Below are 22,094 nucleotides of genomic sequence, written 5' to 3'. Positions count from 1 at the left end.
GGGGCCGCTTTTTCTTGGAGGAGCGAAGCGGGGGAAAGAAAAAGCGGTGCCTCGCGAGCCGGCGACGAAGTCGCCCAACAAAAAGCAACGCCGTGCCTGCGACCGCGCCCGCTCTGCTCGCCGTGCCTGCGACCGCGCTCGCTCTGCTCGCCGTGCCTGCGACCGCGCCCGCCCTGTTCGTGGTGCCCGCGTCTCGGCCCCGTCCCGTTCCCCGCGCTCGCCCTCGCCCCGCCCCCCACACCCCCGTCTCCGCTCCCCGCCCCCACACCCCCGACCCCGCCCTACCAACCCCACGGCCCCCGCAGGAGGGGCGTCGGATAGTGCGCCACCCCCGCACGCCACCCCCCGCCCGTCAGCGCCCCCTCACATCTCCCGACGCCCGATCCGCCACACCGCGAGCCACACGCACAGTGCGGACATGACCAGGGACAGCGCGAGGTTGTCGCCGAACTCGTCGGGCGTGTGCCCGCGCAGCAGGTCCACCTGGGAGTTGAACAGCTGGGACGGCAACCAGCCCTGCACCGGGCGCCACAACGCCGCGAGCGGCATCAGCACGAAGCTGACCAGGGTCGCGCCGAAGATCGCCACGGGTCGGCGCAGGAACGCGGCCATCGCGGCGACCACGCTGAGTTCGAGCACCACGCCCACGATCCCGTAGAGCGACCCGTAGAAGACGGCTTCGGCCGGCAGCGGGCCGAACATCCAGTGCACCTGAGCCCACGCGATCAGGCTGCCCAGCAGGTAGGCCAGCGCGACCGCCGCCGTGGTCACCGTGTATCGGGGCAGCACCAGATCGCGCGGGCGGCGCATCCGGGTGCGATGGAAGGCGGCCAGTCCGGGGCGATGGTCGACCGCCAGGGCGCTCGCCATCAGTGCGAGCCCGACCAGGACGCTGACCTGGCCGACGGTGTACGTGAACACCGCCATCCCGCTGTCCGCCCGCATCCCGCCCGCCGGTGCCACCGCGTCGATGTGCAGCGCCTCGACGATCCGGTCCCGGTGCCTGGCGAACACCGGGCCGATCAGGCCCACGCCCGGATAGGCCACCAGGAGCAGCAGCCACCGCCGGGTGCGCACCAGCCGCAGCCACTCCAGGCGCCACAGTCCCAGTCGGCGCGGCCCGCGCGGCACCCGCTCGACGCGGGCCACGGTCGCGGGCGCGGTCGGCTGGGTCGACGCGGGCGCCTGCACGGCGCCGGATCGGGTCATCGCGGACCACCGGTGATGGACAGGAATGCCGCCTCCAGGTCCGACTCCTCGGGCGCGACCGAGACCACCCGGGCCGAGCTGCGGCTGAGCACCTCGGCGAGGTGCCGCTCACCGGCCTCCAGCGATCGGGCCTCGACCCGGAACAGCCCGGGCCGCAGCGACGACACGCGCGCGACCCAGTTCTCCGCGGCGAACGCGCGCAGCAGGTCGGTGCCGCCGCCGCGCACCCGGACCAGCCAGCTCGGCCGCATGTGCGTGTCCACCAGCTCGGCGGTCGACCCCTGGTAGAGCAGCCGGCCCGCGCGCATCACGCCCACCTGATCGCAGACCCGCTGCACGTCGGCCAGGATGTGGCTGGAGAAGACCACCGTGGTGTGTTCGCGCAGGCTCGCCACCAGGTCGAGCACGTCGGCCCGACCGCGCGGGTCCAGCGCGGAGGTGGGCTCGTCCAGGATGAGCAGTTCGGGGTCGGCCACCAGGGCGGCGGCCAGGCCCAGCCGCAGCGTCATGCCGCGGGAGAGCGAGCCGGCCTTGCGATCGGCGCAGCCGGACAGGCCGGTGCGATGCAGCGCGACCTTGATCTTCTCCCGGGGCAGCCGTCGATCGACGAGGTTTCCGGCCAGTTCGACCACCTCGGACGCGGTCAGCCACGGTTCGAATTCGGGCACGTCCGTGGACACCGCCACACGACGCCGGTCGACACCGAAGAGCACCTCGCCGAAATCCGATCGACGAGTGCCGCCCATGATCGACAACAGCGTGGTCTTGCCCGCACCGTTCGGCCCCACCAGGCCGTAGACGCAGCCGCGCGGCACCGTCAGGTCGATGCCGAAGATTCCGGTGCCACCGCCGTAGTCCCGGGTCAGGGCACGCGTGGACACGGCGGGACCAGTCGGTTCGCCGGCCTGCTCGGGGGTCTCGGCGGCGGTGCGATCGGGACGGGGAACCCGATCGTCGGAGGCCGACGACTTTTGTTGCGCCATCAAGTATCCAGGGTAGGTAGACGGGCCGGTTTGTGTGTTCCTCCGTAAGGATGGGTCTGGCGCTCCTCCCTGGGCAGTAGTGCCCCTGAAGCCTGCTCCTGCCGATGACAAATGGTTTTCGGAACACGGCCGCCACGCGGATGGTTGAGACTTGTTGGTCCCGTCCCCTCCACCATGCGGAAAGGTTGGCCCGTGCCCGATGGCCCGCTGATCGTCCAGTCCGACAAAACCCTGCTCCTCGAGGTGGGGCACGAGGCGTCCGCCGACTGCCGTCGGGCGATCGCTCCGTTCGCCGAGCTCGAGCGCGCCCCGGAGCATGTGCACACCTACCGGCTGACCCCGCTGGGCCTGTGGAACGCGCGTGCCGCGGGCCACGACGCCGAGCAGGTCGTGGACGTGCTGCTGCGCTACTCGCGGTACCCGGTACCCAACGCGTTGCTCGTGGACGTCGCCGAGACGATGGGCCGCTACGGCCGGCTCCAGCTGTCCAAGCACCCCACTCACGGCCTGGTGCTGACCAGCACCGACCGTGCGGTGTTGGAGGAGGTGCTGCGCAGCAAGAAGATGATGCCGCTGGTGGGTGTCCGGGTGGATCCGGACACCGTGGTGGTGCACCCCTCCGAGCGTGGCCAGATCAAGCAGGTGCTGCTCAAGCTCGGCTGGCCGGCGGAGGACTTCGCGGGCTACGTGGACGGCGAGGCGCACCCCATCGAACTGGCCGAGGACGGCTGGGGGCTGCGCCCGTACCAGCAGGAAGCGGTCGAGGGCTTCTGGCACGGCGGCTCGGGCGTGGTCGTGCTGCCGTGTGGCGCGGGCAAGACGCTGGTCGGCGCGGCGGCGATGGCGACCGCGAAGGCGACCACGCTGATCCTGGTCACCAACACGGTCTCGGCCCGGCAGTGGAAGTCCGAGCTGGTCAAGCGCACCTCGCTGACCGAGGACGAGATCGGCGAGTACAGCGGTACCCGCAAGGAGATCCGGCCGGTCACCATCGCCACCTACCAGGTGGTGACCACGCGCCGAAAGGGTGTCTACCCGCACCTGGAGCTGTTCGACTCCCGGGACTGGGGCCTGATCGTGTACGACGAGGTCCACCTGCTGCCCGCCCCCATCTTTCGGTTCACCGCCGACCTTCAGGCCAGGCGCCGGCTCGGCCTGACCGCGACGCTCGTGCGCGAGGACGGTCGCGAAGGCGACGTGTTCTCGTTGATCGGTCCCAAGCGCTACGACGCGCCGTGGAAGGAGATCGAGAACCAGGGATACATCGCGCCGGCCGACTGCGTCGAGGTCCGGGTGACATTGACCGACACCGAGCGGCTGGCCTACGCGACCGCCGAACCCGAGGAGCGGTACCGCTTCTGCGCGACCACCGCGACCAAGACCCGCGTGGTCAAGGAACTGGTCGAGCAGCACCGCGGCGAACAGACCCTGATCATCGGGCAGTACATCGACCAACTCGACGAGTTGGGCGAGGTGTTGAACGCGCCGGTGATCAAGGGCGAGACCACCAACAAGGAACGCGAGCGGCTGTTCGACGCGTTCCGCACCGGCGCGGTGCAGGCGCTCGTGGTCAGCAAGGTGGCGAACTTCTCGATCGACCTGCCGGACGCGACGGTGGCCATCCAGGTGTCCGGCTCGTTCGGCTCGCGGCAGGAGGAGGCCCAGCGGCTCGGTCGGGTGCTTCGGCCCAAGGCCGACGGCCGGGGCGCGCGCTTCTACTCGGTGGTCGCGCGCGACACCATCGACCAGGACTTCGCCGCACATCGGCAACGGTTCCTCGCCGAACAGGGCTACGCGTACCGGATCGTCGACTCCGACGACCTGGACAAGCAGAAGTAACCGGGAGCCGGGGCGTTCGGTCACTCCGTGGGGCGCTCCTCGAGTGCCTTCGTGGTCCGCTCCCGCCGCCACCATGGAGTGCGGCGGGGGTGGACCCGGGCGGCTAGGTGCCGGCCGAGGAAGACGTAGGCGAGGAACGCGCCGGTCGCGTTCAGGATCACGTCGTCGATGTCGAACGCGCGGCCGACGATGAACCAGCCCTGCACCGCCTCGACCACGAGCATCAGCACGCCGACGGCGAGCAGGATTCGGAGCGGGCCGCGCAGTCGGGCCGAGACCACCGGGAGCAACACGCCCAGCGGTGTGCACAGCACCAGGTTGCCGCCGATCTGCCGGACCGCGTCCCGGACTTCGGGGCGGTCCAGGTAGGACCGGATCGAGCTGCCCGGGTCGGTGTTCCCGGTGACCAGGTCCTGCGACTCGGGCTGTGGGGTGAACGTCACCCGGGCCAGTACGAGCGCGAACGCGACCAGGGCCAGTACGCCGAGTCCGATCGCGACGGAGCGCAACACGCGGGCGCCGCGTGAGCGGGTCGGCTCGGGCCGCGCCGCGGGATCGGCAGCGGTCGTGTGCCGCGCGCCCTCGGTGCCGAGCGGGTCCACCGGGTCCACCGTGTTCACCCCCGACTGTCGGTTCGGCTGCCTGAGCGGGCGTCTGCCCGCGCGCAGTCGGACCATGCGGGGTCACGGGACGGCGTGCCGACCGAGCAGCGTGACCCGAACGGCGGTACCGGTGAACACCCACGTGCCGCGCGCGAGCGTCGCGGTGATGTGGGCGGGCCGGCGCAGCCGGGCGCGGACCAGGTCGGTGAAGGGGATCCCGGTGGGGGAGGAGTCGCGCAGCGTCGGCACCCGCAGCGATCGGGGGGCGGGGAGATGCGTCATCGTGCTCATGTCCTCGACGCTACGTGGATCGACATATCGGGCGCGTCAGCATCAGGACGCCTGCGGTGCTACCCCTCGCGGATGACCGCCCCTTAGGGGTCGACCGCGCGGCCGACCCGGCGGGTCGGGGGAGCGGGCCGCTCCGGATCGAGGCCGGCCGTGCGCGGGCTGCGCGCCCCTCGGTGGCGAAAAGTGCATCGAATGCGCCCTTGACACGAACAGGCCGAAACGATCAACGAATACGCAGTTCACGGCATCGCCCGCATTCGGACATCGGTTCGGCACGCACCGCGTCGTAGGCTGAACGGGTGAATGCCCTCATGGTTGGTTTCGACTTGGACATGACGCTTGTCGATTCCCGCCCCGGCATCGGGGCGGCGTGGTCCGTGCTCGCCGAGGAGACCGGTGTCCCGGTCGACATCGCACTGGTCGTCTCCCGACTCGGGCCGCCGCTGGAGACCGAGGTCGCGAACTGGTTCCCGGCGGACGAGGTCACCGCCGTGACCGCGCGCTATCGCGAGCTGTATCCGGACCATGCCGTGCTCGGCACGGACGTGCTGCCCGGCGCCCGTGAGGCGCTCACCGCGGTGCACCGACACGGTGGCCGCACGATGGTGGTGACCGGCAAGCACGAGCCCAACGCGCGCCTGCATCTGGATCATCTGGACCTGGCCGTGGACCACCTGGTCGGTGACCTGTGGGGCGAACACAAGGGCGCGGCCCTGCGCGCGGCGGGGGCGAGCGTGTATGTCGGCGACCATCTCGGCGACCTGATCGGAGCCCGCGCCGCGGGCGCCATCGCGGTCGGGGTGGCGACCGGACCGATCTCCGCCGAGGACCTGCGCGCGGCCGGCGCCGACGTGGTACTCGCCGATCTGACCGAGTTTCCCGCGTGGTTGGACGCGCACGTCGCCGATCTGCGGCTCGCGGATCTGCGGGAGCGGCTGCGCGGTCTGGGCAGTGTCGCGGTGGCCTTCTCCGGCGGCGCGGACTCGGCCTTCCTGTTGGCCGCGGCGGTACGCACACTGGGCGCGGCCAACGTGCTCGCGCTGACCACCGACTCGCCGAGCCTGCCGGCCGCCGAACGCGACGCCGCGCGGGCCTTCGCGGCGGACCTGAAGGTGCGTCACGAACTGGTGCCCAGCGACGAGATGGCTCGCGAGGGGTACCGCGCGAACAACGGCGACCGGTGCCGGTTCTGCAAGACGGAGTTGATGGCGGTGCTCGCGCCGGTGGCGCGGGCGGCGGGGACGGCGCACCTGGCCACCGGCACCAACGCGGACGACGCGCGTGCGGGCTTTCGGCCGGGGATCGCCGCGGCGGCCGAGGCGGGGGCCGTCACCCCGCTGTTGGACGCGGGCCTGACCAAGGCTCAGGTGCGCGCGATCAGCCGGACCTGGGGGTTGGCGACCTGGGACAAGCCGGCCGCGGCGTGCCTGTCCAGCCGGGTCGCCTTCGGAGTGGCGATCACCCCGGCTCGGCTGGCCCGGGTGGAGCGGGCCGAGACCGCGTTGCGCGCGGTCCTGGCCCGGGACGGGATCCCGGTCCGCAACCTGCGCGTGCGCGACCTGGGGCAGTTCGCGCGGATCGAGGTGGACGCCGCGCTCGGCGCCGCCGTGGCCGGTCACGCACCGGCCCTGGCGGCGGTCCGCGAGGCCGGCTTCGCGAGCGTCGAGGTGGACCCGCTCGGCTACCGCGAGGGCTCGATGAACGAACTCCTGGCCGACCCCGAGTCGTACCGCTAGGTCCTGTCCCGTCGAACCCGGTGGACCCGCCGAGTTCCACCGGACAGGGCCTGGGTGTGGCGCGGTGTCAGAGCGCCTTCGGTACCGGGCGGCGCCTGCTGCGGGCCGATTTGAACAGGCCGACGGCGGCCACCGCGAAGCCGACCGGCATCAGCGCACTGAGCAGGTAGACCGCCGTCGGCAGCGCGTCGGCGCCGATCAGCAGCGGTGTGACGGTGGCGAGCGTGGCGATCGTTCCGATGGCGAAGAGCACCGCGCCGATGCGGACGAGCCGATCGCCGGGGCCTGCGGATGCGTTGTACACACGCCCAGGGTAGATGCCCCGATCCGGCCCCGACGCGCCCGGGGCGGGATCCCCATGTCCGGCCGGGAACGCGACCATTAGCCTGGACGAGCGAACGGGGTCACTACGCGTTCCTGCTCGGATTCGATGTGTGCGCCCCGCCCAGCCTGGTAAATGCTCGTAAAAGTCCCGACGAAGCCGTCCCGACACGATCGAGGTCTCCCGTGCCCACCGGCAAGGTCAAGTGGTTCGACACCGAGAAGGGCTTCGGGTTTTTGTCCCGGGACGACGGAGGCGACGTGTTCGTGCACGCGTCGGCGCTGCCGCAGGGCCTGGACACGCTCAAGCCGGGCACCCGGGTCGAGTTCGGCATCGTCGAGGGGCGACGGGGCGAACAGGCCCTCTCGCTCCGCGTCCTGGACCCGCGTCCCTCCGTCGTCGCCGCGAGCCGCAAGAAGCCCGACGAGATGAGTTCGATCATCCAGGACCTGCTCAAGGTCCTCGAAGGCGTCGACAAGACGCTCGAACGCGGCCGCTACCCCGACAAGCGCGCGACCACGAAGGTCGCCGAACTCCTGCGGGCCGTCGCCGACGAGTTGGACACGTGACGCGCTTGTTCGCGTGGCGTCGGTGCGCTTGGCCTTGCGGCCTGCGCGGTGTCCTCGAACGCCGGACGGGCCGACCTGTCCTCAAGCGCCGGACGGGCTGAATTGTGCCGGGCGGGCTTTGGCGGTCCGCCCGGCGTTTTCGGTCCGTGCGGCCGTCGCGCTAGGGGAGTTCGAGGGCGTCCGCCGGGACCGGTGGGACCAGGCCCTCGGCGGCGGCGCGGGTGAGCAGGTGGGTGACCGCCGCGTGGCCGGCCTCGCCCAGGTCTCGGGTGAACTCGTTGACGTACAGGGCGATGTGCCGGTCGGCGACCGCCGGGTCCATCTCCTGGGCGTGTTCGAGGACGTAGGCGCGCGACGCCGCCGGATTCGCCCACGCGTGCTCGACGGACGCGCGGGCGGCCGCGGCCAGGGCGGGCAGGTCCAGCGAGCGCTTGGCGATGATCGCGCCGAGCGGGATCGGCAGCCCGGTGTCCGACTCCCACCAGTCGCCCATGTCGGCCAGGCAGGTCAGCCCGTAACGCCCGTAGGTGAAGCGCGCCTCGTGGATCACCAGGCCGGCGTCCACGACGCCGTCGCGCACCGCGGGCATGATCTCGTCGAACGGCAGGACCCGGATCTCGCCGACGCCGCCGGGCACGTGGCGCGCCGCCCACAGCCGGAACAGCAGGTAGGCGGTGGAGCGTTCGCTCGGTACCGCGACCACCTTGCCCGCCAGCGCCGCGGGCGTGCTCGCGCCCAGGCTCAGCACGAGTGGGCCGCAACCGCGGCCGAGCGCGCCGCCGCAGGGCAGCAGCGCGTACTCGTCCAGGACCCACGGCAACGCCGCGTAGGAGACCTTCAGCAGGTCCAGTTCGCCGCGCTCGGCCAGGCCGTTGGTGATGTCGATGTCGGCGTAGCGCACCTGTACGGGCGGTGCGTCCGCGAGCAGGCCGTGCGTCCACGCGTGGAAGACGAACGTGTCGTTCGGGCACGGCGAGTAGGCCAGCGACAGGGTCATCGGGTCGGGCTCCCTTCGAGTGCGGCGAAGGCCGAGGCGAGTGCGCGCAGCGCGTCGGGGATGCGCCACGCCGCCCGGTCGCGCGGGCCCACGGCGTTGGAGATGGTGCGCAGTTCGAGCATCGGCACCCCGAACGCGGCGGCGGCGGTGGCCACTCCGAAGCCCTCCATGCCCTCGACCGCGGCACCCGGGTGCCACTCGGCCAACTCGGCGGCACGCGCGGCGGTGCCGGTCACGGTGGACACGGTGAGCGCGGGGCCGGTGGCGAGCGGGACGCCGGCCGCGCGCAGCGCGTCACCGACTCGGGCGACCAGTCGCGGGTCGGCCTCGAACGCGCTCGTTCCGAAGCCCAGCTCCTCGATCGGCACGAACCCGTCGGCGGTCTGCGCGCCCAGGTCGGCGGCCACCACGCGGGTGGCCAGCACCGTCGAGCCGACCGGCGCCAGGCCCGGGAAGCCGCCGCCGATCCCGGCGTTGATCACCAGGTCGTAGTCACCCCGCGCGAGCGCCGCGGCGGCTCCGGCAGCGGAGGCGGCCGGGCCCGCGCCGACGGCGAGCACGTCCGGGCCGGGCGTTCGCCACGAACGCGAACCGCCGAGCACGGCATCACGCTCGGCGGCCACGGCGGTGATCACCAGGGTGGGCAAGGGCTACTTCTTCTTGACCTTGAACGACCAGATGCCCCGATAACCCTTTTCGCCGTCGGGCTGCACGACCTGGACCACGATCGGCTCGTCGCCCTTCTCCGGCGACCCGTACTTGAGCCGAATGTCGGAGTAGTACGTGGACTTGATCACCGACTGGGTCTGCGGCTTGCCGTCGAACAGCAGCAGCCAACCGGAGTCGGCGATCTTCCTGTCCACACCGACCGAGAAGCTGTTGCCCTCGTCTACCGAGATCGTCTTGACCTTGGTCTCGTTCAGGCAGCCCTCGACCTTGGCTTCGTCGATGGTGCCGTCGTCCTTGTAGCACTCGGCCTCGGAGTGGACCGACGTACTCCCACTGACCAGGGTCACCAACGGGGTGGGCTTGTCGATGTTGCAACCCGTCAGGGCGAGCGCGCCCAGGACGGCGGCGCCGGCGAGCGCGGCAGGGCGGCGAGTCTTCATGATCGGAAGATTACCGGGCGGCCCGCAGCCGGATACCGGGGGACCGCTTGCGACGCGCCCGGCGAGTCGTCAGTTTGCGGCCCACGACCACCAGCGCCAGCGTGAGCACGCCGGCCGCCACACTCATCCCCAGCGTGCCGTTCAGCGGCAGTGCGATGCCGACGGCGCCGCCGATCACCCACGCCACCTGGAGCGCGGTCTCGGTGCGGGCGAAGGCGGAGGTGCGCACCGCTTCGGGGATGTCGCGCTGGATCATCGCGTCCAGGGAGAGCTTGCCCAGCGCCTGCGCGAGACCGGCGACCGCGGCCACCGCGAGCACGGTGACCAGGCTGTACATCACCGCCGCCCAGGCCGCGCAGGCCGCGGACACCAGGAGCACGCCGACGATGATCGCCTCCGGCGCGCGCGACTTGAGCCAGGCGCCGAGCCCGGTGCCGACCGCGTTGCCGACCGCGGCCGCGATCACCACCGCGATGGTGGCCTGGGTCGCGGACAGGTCGGCGATCGGGTGCTGGCGCATCAGGAAGCCGAGGAACATGATCAGGAATCCGGAGAAACCGCGCATCGCCGCGTTCGCCCACAACGCCTGGACCACGGACGGACCCACGCTGCGCAACCGCCGTGAGGTCTTGACCCGAACCGGCTTGCGACCGGGCTCGCGCCCGCCGCGCGTGCCGACCTCGCCCTCGATCGACGCCTCGCCCGGAGCCTCGGCCGGCGTCTCGGTCGTGCCCCCGTCCCGGCCGGCCCGCAGCTTGGTCAGCGAGACCTTGCGCTTGTGTTCGACACCGGGCGCCTCGGCGGTGAAGGAGGCCCGGTCCTCACCCTCGGCCGAGTCGACCTTGGCGGGCAGTGTGAGCGCCAGGACCGCGCCGAAGGTGAACACGACACACGCGCCGTACAGGATCCCCGGCGTACCGAACGCGTACTTCAGGCCGCCGGCGACCGGTGCCGCGCCCATCGTGCCGATCAGGCCGAACAGGGTGATCCGCGAGTTCGCCTTGACCAGCGAGACCGAGCGCGGTTGGAGCCGGGGCACCACCGCGCTGCGGCTGACCCCGTACACCTTCGAGGAGACCAGGACGCCGAACGCCGCCGGATACAGTTCGAGCCCGCCGTTCTCGACCGAGCCGGCCATCAGCCAGCACAGCCCCACCCGGACCAGCATCGCCACCGCCATCGCGACGCGGCGACCGCGGCGCATCCGGTCCAGGATCGGGCCGAGCACCGGGGCGAGCAGCGCGAACGGGGCGAGCGTGATCAGCAGGTACATCGCGACCCGGTCGCGCGCCTCGCCGGTGGGGACCGAGAAGAACACGGTCGTGGCCAGGGCCATGGTCACCAGCGCGTCGCCCGCGTTGTTGATCAGATGCAGCTCGATCAGCTTGGCGAGGCCGCTCTCTCCGGCCCCCTTGGCCCGGGCCGCGCCGCGTAGTTTGCCGAAGCCGCCGGTGAACAGTCCGCCGAGCCCGCCCAGCGCGCGACGCGCCGGGCCTCGGTTCTTGGCGTACGACCCACGGGTCGGGCCGGGCGCACGAATGGTGCGCCGTGATGCGGTGGTGGTCTTGGAGGCTGCCACGCCGGGATCCTGCCCTCGCTCCCTCGGATGATGCGGTCGCGACACGCCAGGAAGGGCTCGCTCCGCGCGCCCGTTCGGGAATCGGACGTGTTTTGAGGGTATCGGCGGTGGAGACCTTCGACGCGTGAGAGAGAATCACTCTCGTGAGTGCCGCGACCCGTAGTCGAACCCCGGACCGCCTCTGCGCCGAGGCGGTTGATCTTGCCTTCGCTGCCGCCGAGGAAGCCGCAGGTCAGGACTCCGTCGGCGAGCATCTGGGTGTTCAGGTGGATGGTGATCGCCTGGTCACCCACCTGTTCGCGTGCCGCGAGTCCGCCTACCACGGTTGGCGGTGGGCGGTGACCGTTGCCCGTGCCCCCCGCGCCAAGCTGGTGACCGTGGACGAAACCGTCCTCGTCCCGGGACCCGAGGCGCTGCTCGCGCCTGCCTGGGTGCCGTGGAACGAGCGCCTTCGTCCCGGCGACCTCGGCGTGGGCGACCTGTTGCCCACCGACGCCGACGACCCCCGTCTCGAATTCGGTTACACCGGAGCGGACGAGACAGAGGAGGAATTGACCGAACCGATCGCGTTCGGTCCCAAGGCGGTCGCGCTCGAACTGGGACAGGGACGCGCCCGCGTGCTGTCGCCGGTCGGCCGCGATCTGGCCGCAGACCGCTGGGACGAGCACTTCGGCGGAGCCACGCCGATGGCCCAGGCCGCCCCGGCGCACTGCACGAGTTGTGGCTTCCTGGTCAAGGTCGGCGGCCCGCTCGGACAGGCGTTCGGAGTGTGCGCCAACGAGTACTCGCCCGCCGACGGCCGGATGGTCTCGCTCGCCTACGGCTGCGGTGGCCACTCGGAAGCGGCGGTCATGCCCGCCGCGACACCCGCCGCCGAGCTGTCCCTGGACGAGTACCGGATCGAGACCGTGCGGATCCGCCCGGTCGAGAGTCCGGTGGACGAGGACGGCATGCAGCCCGGCGAGGACCAACTGGGCCATTCCTGATCGATCCCGTGCACGTGTGCGCGACCTCGCGCGACACGCCCGACGTCCTCGACCCCGCCCATCCGACCGACATGCCGAAGCCGCCACCGATCCGTGGCGGCTTCGGGTCGTTTCGGACCCGGGTCGTTTCGGGCTCGGGTCGGCGAGCGTGCGCACTTCCCCTGTTCTCGGGTCCCACCGGGGGATCGGGGGTAGTTGTTCGGGTGGGTTTCGGGCGAGTCGATCCACCGCCGTCCACGCGGTGGGATCGCCGGGAAGCCGTGTGCCCGGAAACGCAATAGGGTTCCGGCCACATCCGCGAACGAGGGACGGCGCACGGCATGGGCATCGAGGACCGCTTTGGCACCGCTTCGCTTCGGCGAGCCGTACTGGACGCGTGGGCGGCGTCGCCCGCGCGTTTCCGGGAGGACGCGAACGCCGAGGAGGAACTCGCCCTCGGCGGCTATCGCGACCGCCTGGTGGTCGAGCTCGCGCAGAACGCCGCCGACGCGGCGGCCCGGGCGGGCGTCACGGGGCGGCTCAAGCTGACCCTGCGCGACGGCGTCCTGGTCGCGGCCAACACCGGCGACCCGCTGCACGCCCAGGGCGTCGAGGCACTGTCCACGCTGCGTGCCTCCGCCAAGCGCGACGACGGGCCCGAGGCGGTCGGCCGGTTCGGCGTCGGCTTCGCCGCGGTGCTCGCGGTCACCGACGAGCCGTGTGTGCTCTCGCGTACCGGTGGCGTGCGCTGGTCCCTTCAGGAGGCCCGCGACCTGACCGCCGAGGTGGCCCGGGGCAACGCCCAACTGACCGACGAACTGGCCCGCCGCGACGGCGGGGTGCCGGTGCTGCGGCTGCCGATGCCCGCCGAGGGCACCCCGCCCGAGGACTACGACACCTGCGTCGTGCTGCCGCTGCGCGACGGCGCCGCGGCGGACCTGGCCGCCCGGCTGCTCGCCGAGATCGACGACGCGCTGCTGCTCACCCTGCGCCGGATCGGCGAGATCGTGATCGAGACCGCGGACGGCGTGCGTACGCTGACCTGCCGGGCCGACGGCGGCGCCCTCGTGGTGACCGACAACGGCGTGCGGACCCGCTGGCGGGTCGGCGAGGACGGCGGCGCTCTGGAGCCCGAGCTGCTCGCCGACCGGCCCACCGAGGAGCGCCGCCGGGCCGCGTGGTCGGTGCTGTGGGCCGTGCCGCTGGACGCCGCCGACCAGCCGCGCCGGCCGAGCGTACGGCCCGTGGTGCACGCCCCCACGCCCACGGACGAGCCGCTCGGGCTGCCCGCGCTGCTCGTCGCGTCCTTCCCGCTCGACCCCACCCGCCGGCACACCGCCCCCGGCCCGCTGCGCGACTTCCTGATCGAGCGCGCCGCCGAGACGTACGCCACGCTGCTGGGCACCTGGCCGACCAGCACGACCGGCATCCTGAGCCTGGTGCCCGGACCCACCGCCGAGGGCGAACTGGACGGCCTGCTGCGGCAGCGGGTGCTGGCCCGACTCGCCGACACCGCGTTCCTGCCCGCCGCCGCGCCCGCGTCCGAGGCCGAGCCGGACGACCCGGACGCGCTGCTGCTCGACCGCGGCACCGCCGCGCGCGACCGCGACCTGCTGCGTCCGCGCGACGCGGTGCTGATCGAGACCGCGAGCCCGGGCCTGGTCGACGCGCTCGCGCCGGTGGTGGCCGGGCTGCTGCCCGCCGGACTGGACCGCAGTGCGGCGCTGCGGGTGCTGGGCGTGCGCCGGTTGCCGCTGGCCGAGGTGGTCGACCAGTTGGCCGGCATGGACCGGGAGCCGGCCTGGTGGCGGGCCCTGTACGACGCGTTCGATCCGGCGGCCCGGGACGCGCTGGGCGCGCTGCCGGTGCCGCTCGCGGACGGCCGGATCGTGCGCGGGCCGCGCGGGATCCTGCTGCCCTGCCCGGACAGCCCCGACCTGGCCGCGCTCGACGTGCTGCGGCTGCGGGTCGCCCACCCGGAGGCGACCCACCCGCTTCTGGAGCGGCTGGGCGCGGTCCGGGCCACCCCGCGGGCGGTGCTCGCGGACCCGGCGGTGCGCGCGGCGGTCGCCGAGAGCGAGGACGGCGACGACATCGCCGACGCGATCCTGGAGCTGGTCCGGGCCGCCCGGATCGGCCCCGGCGACGAGCCCTGGCTGTCCGCGCTGCTGCTGCCGGACGTGGACGGCGACGCGGTACCCGCAGGCGAACTGATGCTGCCCGGCAGCCGGATCGCCGCGGTGGTCGAGCCGGACGCGCTCGGCATCGTCTACGCGGATCTGGTCGAGCGCTGGGGCGAGGACGTGCTGGAGGCGGTCGGCGTGCTCGGCACGTTCGGCCTGGTCCAGGAGGACGACGTGGTGCTCGACCACGACGGCTGCGACCACGACCTGGACGCCGAGGACGACTGGCTCGACGACGTGCTCGACCACATGCCGGACCAGGGCGTACCGCCGGTGCTGGCGACCTTCCTGGCGGTGCGCGACCTGGACCTGGTCGCGGACGACGCGTGGGACGAGGCGCTCGAGGTGATCGCCACGCCGCCGCTGCGCACCGCGGTGATCGAGCCGGCGCACGTCCTGCTGCCGGACGGCGGCAGGGCGCGGGTGCCCTCGTACACGGCGTGGTGGCTGCGCGGGCATCCGGTGCTGGACGGCCGGCGGCCGGCCGGTCTGCTCGCCGCCGACGGGGACCGGCTGCTGCACGGGCTCTACGACGAGGTCCGGGCGAGCCTGGACCCGGTCTTCCTGACCGCCCTGGGCGTGCGTACGACGCTCCCGGCGCTGCTGGCCGACCCGGACGGCCCGGACGAGCTCCTGGAGCGCCTGGCGGACCCGGAGCGGCCCGTGACGCGCGATCAACTGCGGGCGCTGTACACCGCGCTCGCCGACGTCGCACCGGAGCGGTTGTCCGCGCCGACCGAACTGCGCGGCGTCTCGGGCGGGCGGATGACCGTCGCCGACGTGGCGGACGCGCTGGTGGGCGACGCGCCGGACCTGGCGGCGCTGGTCGCCGACGACGCGGCGCACGTGGTGCTGCCGGTGCGCCCGGACCGCGCGGAGGCGCTGGCCGACCTGCTCGACGTACCGCTGCTGTCCGAGACGATCCCGGGCAAGGTGCTCTCCGAGGGCACGTTGCACGAGGTGCCCGACGACGTGCTGGCCGCGATGCCGGACGCGCCGAAGGAGTACTACGAGCACGAGGAGCTGATCGTCTCCGGTCCGAACGAGAGCGAACTCGACGCGGACTGGCGCTACATCGACGGCCAGGTGCACGCCACCACGTTCGAGGGCGTCGCCCGCGGTCTGGCCTGGGCGGCGGGCGAGTGGCACCGCCGCTTCGAGGTCGAACAACTCCTCACCCACCCCGAGAACGCGGACCACTTCGCGACGGAACGCGACTTCGACGGGGTGTGAGCCGGGCGGGCCGCCCGGTCCCACGCGGGCTCGGGCGGCTCGGTGAACCCGAGTCGTGCGCAGGGGACGTGCCTTTACGGCGGCCACGGTCGGACCGCCGTACGAGGGGCACCGTGCACGAGGCCGGCGACGTGTGCGGCGACGGCGTCGGTGCCCGGGCGGGCGTGGCGCTCCGGGGACCGGACGAACGCGTGTCGTCACGGACGGCTTTCGCGACGCGGGCAGCCGGAGGTCCCGCCTTCCGAGACCGGTGATGTGACGCCTGTCGCTCTCCGGGCGCCTCGGGTCGAGCCTGCGCCATCATGACCGGAATGGACGCTCGTTTCCTTGGTATCGCCGACCTGGGCGAAGCCCCGCCCGTGGCGGTCGTGGTCGACGTCATGCGTGCTTTCACCGTGGCCGCCTGGGCTTTTGCCCAGGGGGCGAAAGAGATCGTTCTCGCCGAGTCGCCGGCCGAAGCCCTGGCACTCAAGGTCCGCCACCCGGATTGGGTGACGCTCAAGGACGGTCCGCCGGCGCCCGGGTTCGATGCCGTCAACTCGCCGGGCCTGCTGCGGTCCATCGACCTCGGTGGACGGACCGTGGTGCAGAAGACCACGGCAGGCACGGTCGGCGCCCTTGCGGTCAAGGAGGCGCCGCTGGTGCTGTGCGCCGGTTTCGTGGTGGCGGAGGCGACGGCTCGGCTCTTGCGGACACGCGGGAGTGACAGCGTCACGTTCGTGGTCACCGGCGACGACGGACGGGCCGACGAAGACCTGGCGTGCGCTCAGTACATCGCTCGCAGGGCTACCGAGGCCGAGACGGATGCCACCGAGTTCCTCCGCCGCGCTGCCGCGTCGCGCGCCGCCGCCGAACTGGCGGAGGGGGTGCGCCAGGGAGTCCATCCCGATGACGTCGCACTCTGTCTCGAACTCGACCGGTTCCCCTTTGCCATGGTGGCGACCTCGGAAGACTCGCTCATGGTTTTGCGTCCGTGCGCCGCGCCGTCGCCGACCGACGACGCGCCGATCTGATCGCCGGCAAGGTCCGTCTTCCACGGATCCCCGATCGCGCGCTCGGAGTACGACGGTCTCACCGCCCGGGGCCGGATCCCGGTCGCAGTCCTTCGGCCAGGAGTTCGGCCGTGTGCATCGGATGGCGCTCGCTCAGGTGGGTGATCTGGGTGCGGCAGCTGAAGCCGTCCGCGAGGGTTACCGCATCGGGTCCGGCGGCCTCCAGCGCCGGGAGCAGTCGGTCCGCGGCGACCGCGCGCGACAACTCGCCGTGCGCCGCCTCGTAGCCGAAGTTGCCCGCCAACCCGCAGCAGCCGCCCGCGAGTTCCCCGGTCAACCCGGCTCGGGCGCGCAGTCGGCGGTCGGCCGCGTCGCCCAGGACCGCGTGCTGGTGGCAGTGCAGTTGGCCGGTCACCTCACGATCCAGCACCGGCGGCGACCAGTGCGGCGCGTACTCCTCCAGGGCCTGGGCGAACGTCTTGACCGCGTCCGCGAGGCCGTCCGCCGCCCGGCCGAGCAACTCGGGTACGTCGGTGCGCAGCGCCGCCGCGCAGGACGGTTCCAGGCCCACGATCGGCAGCCCGGCCTCGATCGCCGGCCGCAGGGTGCGCACGGTACGGGCCATCACCCGTCGCGCGATGCCCAGTTGCCCGGTCGAGACCCAGGTCAGGCCGCAGCACACCGACCCGGGCGGGACCACCACCTCCAGTCCGGCGGCCTCCAGCACCTCGACCGCGGCGCGCCCGACCTCGGGCCGGAAGCGGTTGGTGAAGGTGTCCGGCCACAACACCACCCGACGGCGCGAAATCCCCGCCACGCGGGGCCGATCGCGCCACCAGCGGGTGAACGGCTCGGGCGCGAACGGCGGGATCCGCCGGGTGCGATCGAGCCCGGCCAGGCCGAGTGCCGCACGCCGCAGCGCCGGCACCCCCGTCGCCGCGTTGGCCGTGCCCGCCAGGCCGGGCACGGCACCCACCGCGCGGGCCCACAGCGGCAGATTGCCCAGCGCGTAGTGGGCCGCCGGCCGCAGCCGGCCCCGATAGTGGTGGTGCAGGAACTCGGCCTTGTAGGTGGCCATGTCCACGTCCACCGGACAGTCGCTGCGGCAGCCCTTGCAGGACAGGCACAGGTCGAGCGCGTCGCGGACCTCGGTGGAGCGCCAGCCGTCGGTGATCACGTCGCCGATCAACATCTCGTGCAGCAGCCGGGCGCGCCCGCGCGTCGAGTGCGCCTCCTCGCCGGTGACCCGGTACGACGGGCACATCACGCCTCCGGAGGAGGTGTCCGCCGACTCACGGCACTTGCCGACCCCCACGCAGCGCCGCACCGCGGCCGCGAAGTCACCGCCGTCGGCCGGGTAGCCGAACTCCACCGACACGGGCGTACGCATCCCGGTGAAGCGCAGATTGCCGTCCACAGGGTGTGGACGAACCAGGATGCCCGGGTTGAGCAACCCCGCCGGATCCCAGATCGCCTTGAAGGCGCCGAACAGTTCGACGATCTCCGGCCCGTACATCCGGGGCAGGAACTCGGCCCGGGCCTGTCCGTCGCCGTGTTCCCCGGACAGCGAGCCGCCGTGCGCGACCACCAGGTCCGCCAGGTCGGAGGAGAACGCCCGAAACGCCGCGACACCGCGGGTGGTCAGCAGGTCGAAGTCGATCCGGATGTGCACACAGCCCTCGCCGAAGTGGCCGTACGGCAACCCGCGCAGGTCGTGTCGCTCCATCAGCTCGGCCAACGCGCGCAGGTAGGCGCCGAGACGCTCGGGAGGCACGGCGGTGTCCTCCCAGCCCGGCCACGCCTCCGAGCCGTCCGCCAACCGGGTCGCGGTGCCGGACGCCTCCTCGCGGATCCGCCACAGCGCCCGCTGCCCCGCCGGATCCGTGACCACCCGCGCCGGTCCGGAGCCGGCCAGCGCGTACGCCCGGGCGGTCGCCTCGGCGATCGAGTCCCCACCGACCTCGACGAACAACCAGGCCGCGCCGGGCGGCAGTTCGACGTCGCGCGCGGACGCGGCCAACGCGACCAGGCCCGCGCTCAGGCTCTCCACGGTCAGCGGGCCGTGCGGCAGCAGGCCGGGCGCCGCATCCGCCGCGGCGAAGTCGTCCGGGAAGCCCAGCACGACCAGGGCGCGGGCCCTGGGCGCCTCGACCAGGCGCAGGCCGGCCCCGAGCACCACCACGCAGGTGCCCTCGGTGCCGACCAGGGCCCGGGCCAGATCCCGCCCGTGCTCGGGCAGCAGCCGGTCCAGGGCGTAGCCGGAGACCCGGCGCGGCAGAGCGGGAAAACCTCGACGGATCAGCGCCAGGTTGGCGTCCGCGAGCTCGGCGAGCGCGGCGTGGATCTCGGCGGCGCGGCCCGACGTGGGCACCGGCTGATCGCGGCCGACTCGCATCCGGGTGCCGTCCACGGTCGCGACGTCGAGCCATTCGACGTTGGCGCTCGTCCGGCCCCAGGCGACCGAGTGCGACCCGCACGCGTCGTTGCCGATCATGCCGCCGAGCGTGCAGCGGCTGTGGGTGGACGGATCCGGGCCGAAGGTGAGTCCGTGTCGGCCGGCCGCTCGGCGCAGGTCGTCGAGCACCACGCCGGGCTCGACGTGGGCGATCCGGGTCGCCGGGTCCACGCCGTGGATCCGGTTCAGGTGCCGGGCCAGGTCGAGCACCACGCCGTTGCCGGTGGCCTGTCCGGCGATGCTGGTACCGCCGCCGCGCACGGTCACCGGTGCGCCCAGTTCGTGGCACACCGCGAGCGCCGCCAGCACGTCCTCGGCGTCCAGCGGCGCGACCACCCCCGGCGGCACCCGGCGATGGTTGGAGGCGTCCATCGAGTGCAGCGCGCGGGCCTGCGGGTCGAACCGGACCTCGCCGCGCACCCGCGCCCGCAACGCGCCTTCGAGGTCCCCGAGCTGTGCCGTCACCACGTCATCCTTACTCGTCGCGCCCGCCGGCCGAGCCGAAGACGCCCCTGCGCAGGGCCCCGAACCCGGCCCGGATCGCCCACCCGTCGAGACGCCCGGCGCCACATGCCGGCCACGATCGTCTCATTGTGCGGAATACACATCACCCACGAAACGGACACGACTACGCTCTTCGCGTGGCCGAGATCCAGATTCCCGCAGCGCTCATGCCCGCCGACGGCCGGTTCGGTTCGGGCCCGTCCAAGGTACGTCCCGAGGCACTCGCCGCTCTCGCGGCGACCGGTACCTCTCTCCTGGGCACCTCCCACCGGCAGGCGCCGGTGAAGAACCTGGTGCGCCGGGTCCGCGAAGGTGTCGGCAGCCTGTTCTCCCTGCCCGAGGGTTACGAGGTGATCCTGGGCAACGGCGGTGCCACCGCCTTCTGGGACATCGCCGCGTTCGGCCTGGTCGAGCGCAAGTCCCAACACCTGTCGTTCGGCGAGTTCTCCTCCAAGTTCGCCACGTCGGTCAAGGCCGCGCCGTGGCTGGACGAGCCGACGGTGATCAAGTCGGAGCCCGGCACGCACCCGCTGCCGCAGGCCGAGGCGGGCGTGGACGTGTACGCCCTGACCCACAACGAGACCTCGACCGGTGTCGCGATGCCGATCGCGCGCCCGGCCGGCGCCGACGCGGGTTCGCTGGTGCTGGTCGACGCGACCTCCGCGGCGGGTGGGCTGCCGGTGGACGCGGCCGAGACCGACGTGTACTACTTCGCGCCGCAGAAGAACTTCGCCGCCGACGGCGGCCTGTGGCTCGCCGCGTTCTCGCCGGCCGCGTTGGAGCGGGCGCGGCGGATCGCCGCGTCGGACCGCTACATCCCGCCGTTCTTCGACCTGGCCACCGCGATCGACAACTCGGTCAAGGACCAGACGTACAACACGCCGGCGCTGAGCACTCTGTTCCTGCTCGCCGACCAGCTCGACTGGATCAACGGGCAGGGCGGCCTGGACTGGGCCGTCGCGCGCACCGCCGACTCGTCGAGCCGGCTGTACGGATGGGCCGAGAAGTCCGCGTACGCGAGCCCGTTCGTGGCCGACCCGGCGGCCCGTTCGCAGGTGGTCGGCACGATCGACTTCGCCGACTCGGTGGACGCGTCCGCGGTGGCCAAGGTGCTGCGTGCCAACGGCATCGTGGATACCGACCCCTACCGCAAGCTGGGTCGCAACCAGCTCCGAGTGGCGATGTTCCCGGCCGTCGAGCCGGCCGACGTCGAGGCGCTGACCGCGTGCGTCGACTATGTGATCGAGCAGCTCTGAGCCCTCACGTGATCGAGCAGCTCCGATCGAACCGCTTCGGCTACACGATCGAGCAGCCCTGATCGCGTTCGCGGCACCCGATGGGCCGCCGCCCCGGACCGACCCGGTCCCGGGTGGCGGCCCTCGGCCTTTGGCGCCGGGGTCGTCGACGGTCCCTCCGTTGTCGATCAGCTCCTGTTCCGGCCGCCCAGCCGGCGGTACGCGAAGAAGAGCACCACCAGGCCGACCACGGCCAGCAGCCCCGGGCCGTAGGTCTTCGCCCGGTCCGTGACCGACTCGCCGTCGCTCTCGTCGCCGGCGGACGTGGTCGAGCCCGCGGCACCGCCGCCGTCCGACCCGGATTCGGACTTGCCGCCGCCGGGTGCGTTGCGCACCAGGTCCGGGCGGTTGTCGCCCTTGAGCTCGACCCGGCGGACCTGGCTGCCCTTGCCCTCGCTGCCGAACAGCAACTCCTTGCCGTCGCGACTCCACGCGACCGACTCGCCCTGGCGCTGGATCGGCACGTCGACCCCGGCCAACTCCTTGCCGGGCGCGGCGAACACGGTGGCGGAGAAGTAGCCGCGCAGTACGAACCGCGAGCCGTCGGGCGCGAACGCGCCGTCGGTCACCGTCGAGCCGCCGGCGGCGATCCGCTTGAACGTGTTGATTCCGGTCGGGGAGAGCTGCTCGGGCTGCTCGTACAGGCCGCCCTCGGCCTCCTTGCTCGCGATGTACAGCTTGTTCGTGCGCGGATCCATCAGCAGCGCCTCGGCGTCACGCGGGCCGTTGTCGTACTTCACCCGGAACTTGGTCGCCTTGACCGTCGCGTCGGCGAGCGTCGCGGGCTCGGCGAAGCGGTAGATCCACACCTCGGGCCACTTGCCGTGCAGGTTGTCGCCGATGTCGCCGACGAAGACCGCCGGTTTGCCCGAGTCGTCCTTGCCGATCGTGATCGCTTCCCAGTCCCGCGCGTCCACACCGGCCAGCGTGATGGTCGCCTTGGTGGTGCCGTCCTTGCCGATCGCGTAGACCTTGGGCGCGTCCGAGCTGTCGTTGTGCGTCCAGTAGACGTCCGGGTGCAGCGCACTGGCGACCAGGCCGCTGGACTCGGTGATCCGCTCGTCCTTGATGGTGAACAACACGTCCGCATCGGCCACCGCCGACGCCGGTACCGCAACCACCAGGGCCACGGCCGCCGTCAGGGCGCCGAAGCCGCGCATCCGACCCCGTCCCACCCGCTTCACCCGTCCCGTCCTGTCATGGGGTCCAGCCTGCCGGCCCGACCTTGATC

General features: G+C 72.6%; 18 protein-coding genes and 1 pseudogene. 8 read left to right on the top strand and 11 right to left on the bottom strand.

Annotation, left to right across the window (positions count from 1 at the left end):
• Positions 1 to 363: 363 nt before the first annotated feature.
• Positions 364 to 1,209: an ABC transporter permease gene (locus tag A3IC_RS0146090; protein WP_020556837.1), complete on the bottom strand. Its 846-nt coding sequence runs from the start codon at positions 1,207 to 1,209 to the stop codon at positions 364 to 366.
• The gene (locus tag A3IC_RS0146085) at positions 1,206 to 2,192 is read right to left on the bottom strand and encodes an ABC transporter ATP-binding protein (protein WP_020556836.1); all 987 of its coding nucleotides are present in this window, start codon (positions 2,190 to 2,192) and stop codon (positions 1,206 to 1,208) included. Before A3IC_RS0146085 ends, A3IC_RS0146090 begins: the two co-directional genes overlap by 4 nt.
• A 192-nt stretch (positions 2,193 to 2,384) precedes the next feature.
• Between A3IC_RS0146085 and A3IC_RS0146080 the strand changes: the two genes are divergently transcribed.
• Positions 2,385 to 4,031 carry a DNA repair helicase XPB gene (locus tag A3IC_RS0146080; protein ID WP_020556835.1) on the top strand — a complete coding sequence of 549 codons (1,647 nt, stop codon included), beginning with the start codon at positions 2,385 to 2,387 and terminating at the stop codon, positions 4,029 to 4,031.
• Between the two features lie 20 nt (positions 4,032 to 4,051).
• On the opposite strand, the gene A3IC_RS0146075 is transcribed toward A3IC_RS0146080, so the two are convergent.
• Together A3IC_RS0146075 and A3IC_RS0146070 are read right to left on the bottom strand one after the other, a co-directional pair.
• The gene (locus A3IC_RS0146075) at positions 4,052 to 4,708 is read right to left on the bottom strand and encodes a VanZ family protein (RefSeq protein WP_106669214.1); all 657 of its coding nucleotides are present in this window, start codon (positions 4,706 to 4,708) and stop codon (positions 4,052 to 4,054) included.
• A 6-nt stretch (positions 4,709 to 4,714) separates the two neighbouring features.
• Positions 4,715 to 4,924 carry a hypothetical protein gene (locus tag A3IC_RS0146070; RefSeq protein WP_020556833.1) on the bottom strand — a complete coding sequence of 70 codons (210 nt, stop codon included), beginning with the start codon at positions 4,922 to 4,924 and terminating at the stop codon, positions 4,715 to 4,717.
• A 311-nt stretch (positions 4,925 to 5,235) separates the two neighbouring features.
• Between A3IC_RS0146070 and A3IC_RS72035 the strand changes: the two are divergent.
• Positions 5,236 to 5,823, top strand: a pseudogene (locus A3IC_RS72035) (HAD family hydrolase); the annotation flags it as partial.
• Positions 5,824 to 5,883: 60 nt separating this feature from the next.
• Positions 5,884 to 6,660, top strand: a complete 777-nt coding sequence (larE, locus tag A3IC_RS72030; protein ID WP_245599854.1) for an ATP-dependent sacrificial sulfur transferase LarE — start codon at positions 5,884 to 5,886, stop codon at positions 6,658 to 6,660.
• Between the two features lie 67 nt (positions 6,661 to 6,727).
• On the opposite strand, the gene A3IC_RS0146060 is transcribed toward larE, so the two are convergent.
• A complete protein-coding gene (locus A3IC_RS0146060) occupies positions 6,728 to 6,964 on the bottom strand; it encodes a hypothetical protein (RefSeq protein WP_020556831.1) in 237 nt (78 codons plus the stop codon).
• A gap of 203 nt (positions 6,965 to 7,167) precedes the next feature.
• On the opposite strand from A3IC_RS0146060, the gene A3IC_RS73900 reads away from it, so the two are divergent.
• Positions 7,168 to 7,551 carry a cold-shock protein gene (locus A3IC_RS73900; protein WP_020556830.1) on the top strand — a complete coding sequence of 128 codons (384 nt, stop codon included), beginning with the start codon at positions 7,168 to 7,170 and terminating at the stop codon, positions 7,549 to 7,551.
• Positions 7,552 to 7,711: 160 nt separating this feature from the next.
• On the opposite strand, the gene A3IC_RS0146050 is transcribed toward A3IC_RS73900, so the two are convergent.
• Genes A3IC_RS0146050 through A3IC_RS0146035 form a run of 4 tightly spaced genes read right to left on the bottom strand, consistent with a single transcriptional unit; the run spans position 7,712 to position 11,236 of the window.
• Complete coding sequence (locus A3IC_RS0146050) at positions 7,712 to 8,548, bottom strand: 1,4-dihydroxy-6-naphtoate synthase (protein ID WP_020556829.1); 837 nt, start codon at positions 8,546 to 8,548, stop codon at positions 7,712 to 7,714.
• Complete coding sequence (locus A3IC_RS0146045; protein ID WP_020556828.1) at positions 8,545 to 9,195, bottom strand: futalosine hydrolase; 651 nt, start codon at positions 9,193 to 9,195, stop codon at positions 8,545 to 8,547. The genes A3IC_RS0146050 and A3IC_RS0146045 overlap by 4 nt, the downstream gene beginning before the upstream one ends.
• A gap of 3 nt (positions 9,196 to 9,198) precedes the next feature.
• Entirely contained in the window at positions 9,199 to 9,657 is a 459-nt protein-coding gene (locus A3IC_RS0146040) for a hypothetical protein (RefSeq protein ID WP_020556827.1), read from the bottom strand.
• 10 nt (positions 9,658 to 9,667) lie between these two features.
• Entirely contained in the window at positions 9,668 to 11,236 is a 1,569-nt protein-coding gene (locus A3IC_RS0146035) for an MFS transporter (RefSeq protein ID WP_020556826.1), read from the bottom strand.
• Positions 11,237 to 11,370: 134 nt separating this feature from the next.
• Between A3IC_RS0146035 and A3IC_RS0146030 the strand changes: the two genes are divergently transcribed.
• The 3 genes from A3IC_RS0146030 (at position 11,371) to A3IC_RS0146020 (ending at position 16,630) form a co-directional block, all read left to right on the top strand.
• Complete coding sequence (locus tag A3IC_RS0146030) at positions 11,371 to 12,222, top strand: DUF3027 domain-containing protein (RefSeq protein ID WP_026219521.1); 852 nt, start codon at positions 11,371 to 11,373, stop codon at positions 12,220 to 12,222.
• A gap of 320 nt (positions 12,223 to 12,542) precedes the next feature.
• Positions 12,543 to 15,617: a sacsin N-terminal ATP-binding-like domain-containing protein gene (locus tag A3IC_RS0146025; RefSeq protein WP_020556824.1), complete on the top strand. Its 3,075-nt coding sequence runs from the start codon at positions 12,543 to 12,545 to the stop codon at positions 15,615 to 15,617.
• 311 nt (positions 15,618 to 15,928) lie between these two features.
• Positions 15,929 to 16,630, top strand: coding sequence for a 2-phosphosulfolactate phosphatase (locus A3IC_RS0146020; RefSeq protein WP_040878484.1), 702 nt, complete (start codon positions 15,929 to 15,931; stop codon positions 16,628 to 16,630).
• Between the two features lie 58 nt (positions 16,631 to 16,688).
• Here A3IC_RS0146020 and A3IC_RS0146015 read toward each other — a convergent pair whose 3' ends face one another.
• Positions 16,689 to 19,532, bottom strand: coding sequence for an FAD-binding and (Fe-S)-binding domain-containing protein (locus tag A3IC_RS0146015; protein WP_020556822.1), 2,844 nt, complete (start codon positions 19,530 to 19,532; stop codon positions 16,689 to 16,691).
• Between the two features lie 173 nt (positions 19,533 to 19,705).
• Here A3IC_RS0146015 and serC point away from each other — a divergent pair, with 173 nt between their 5' ends.
• The gene (gene serC, locus A3IC_RS0146010; RefSeq protein ID WP_020556821.1) at positions 19,706 to 20,824 is read left to right on the top strand and encodes a phosphoserine transaminase; all 1,119 of its coding nucleotides are present in this window, start codon (positions 19,706 to 19,708) and stop codon (positions 20,822 to 20,824) included.
• A 167-nt stretch (positions 20,825 to 20,991) separates the two neighbouring features.
• Here the strand turns inward: serC and A3IC_RS0146005 are convergent, their stop codons facing one another.
• Positions 20,992 to 22,047 carry a hypothetical protein gene (locus A3IC_RS0146005; RefSeq protein ID WP_245599842.1) on the bottom strand — a complete coding sequence of 352 codons (1,056 nt, stop codon included), beginning with the start codon at positions 22,045 to 22,047 and terminating at the stop codon, positions 20,992 to 20,994.
• Positions 22,048 to 22,094: the final 47 nt, after the last annotated feature.

The organism is Embleya scabrispora DSM 41855 (genome assembly GCF_000372745.1).
Taxonomy (GTDB): domain Bacteria; phylum Actinomycetota; class Actinomycetes; order Streptomycetales; family Streptomycetaceae; genus Embleya; species Embleya scabrispora.
The sequence above is the reverse complement of the archived record's forward strand: the minus strand, read 5'-3'. Positions and strand labels throughout refer to the sequence as shown.

What these genes read in the sequence shown, in the direction of transcription:
- A3IC_RS0146090 (WP_020556837.1), bottom strand. Translation starts at nt 1,209, where the DNA reads ATGACCCGATCCGGCGCCGTGCAGGCGCCCGCGTCGACCCAGCCGACC.
- A3IC_RS0146085 (WP_020556836.1), bottom strand. Translation starts at nt 2,192, where the DNA reads ATGGCGCAACAAAAGTCGTCGGCCTCCGACGATCGGGTTCCCCGTCCC.
- A3IC_RS0146075 (WP_106669214.1), bottom strand. Translation starts at nt 4,708, where the DNA reads ATGGTCCGACTGCGCGCGGGCAGACGCCCGCTCAGGCAGCCGAACCGA.
- A3IC_RS0146070 (WP_020556833.1), bottom strand. Translation starts at nt 4,924, where the DNA reads ATGAGCACGATGACGCATCTCCCCGCCCCCCGATCGCTGCGGGTGCCG.
- A3IC_RS0146050 (WP_020556829.1), bottom strand. Translation starts at nt 8,548, where the DNA reads ATGACCCTGTCGCTGGCCTACTCGCCGTGCCCGAACGACACGTTCGTC.
- A3IC_RS0146040 (WP_020556827.1), bottom strand. Translation starts at nt 9,657, where the DNA reads ATGAAGACTCGCCGCCCTGCCGCGCTCGCCGGCGCCGCCGTCCTGGGC.
- A3IC_RS0146025 (WP_020556824.1), top strand. Translation starts at nt 12,543, where the DNA reads ATGGGCATCGAGGACCGCTTTGGCACCGCTTCGCTTCGGCGAGCCGTA.
- A3IC_RS0146020 (WP_040878484.1), top strand. Translation starts at nt 15,929, where the DNA reads ATGGACGCTCGTTTCCTTGGTATCGCCGACCTGGGCGAAGCCCCGCCC.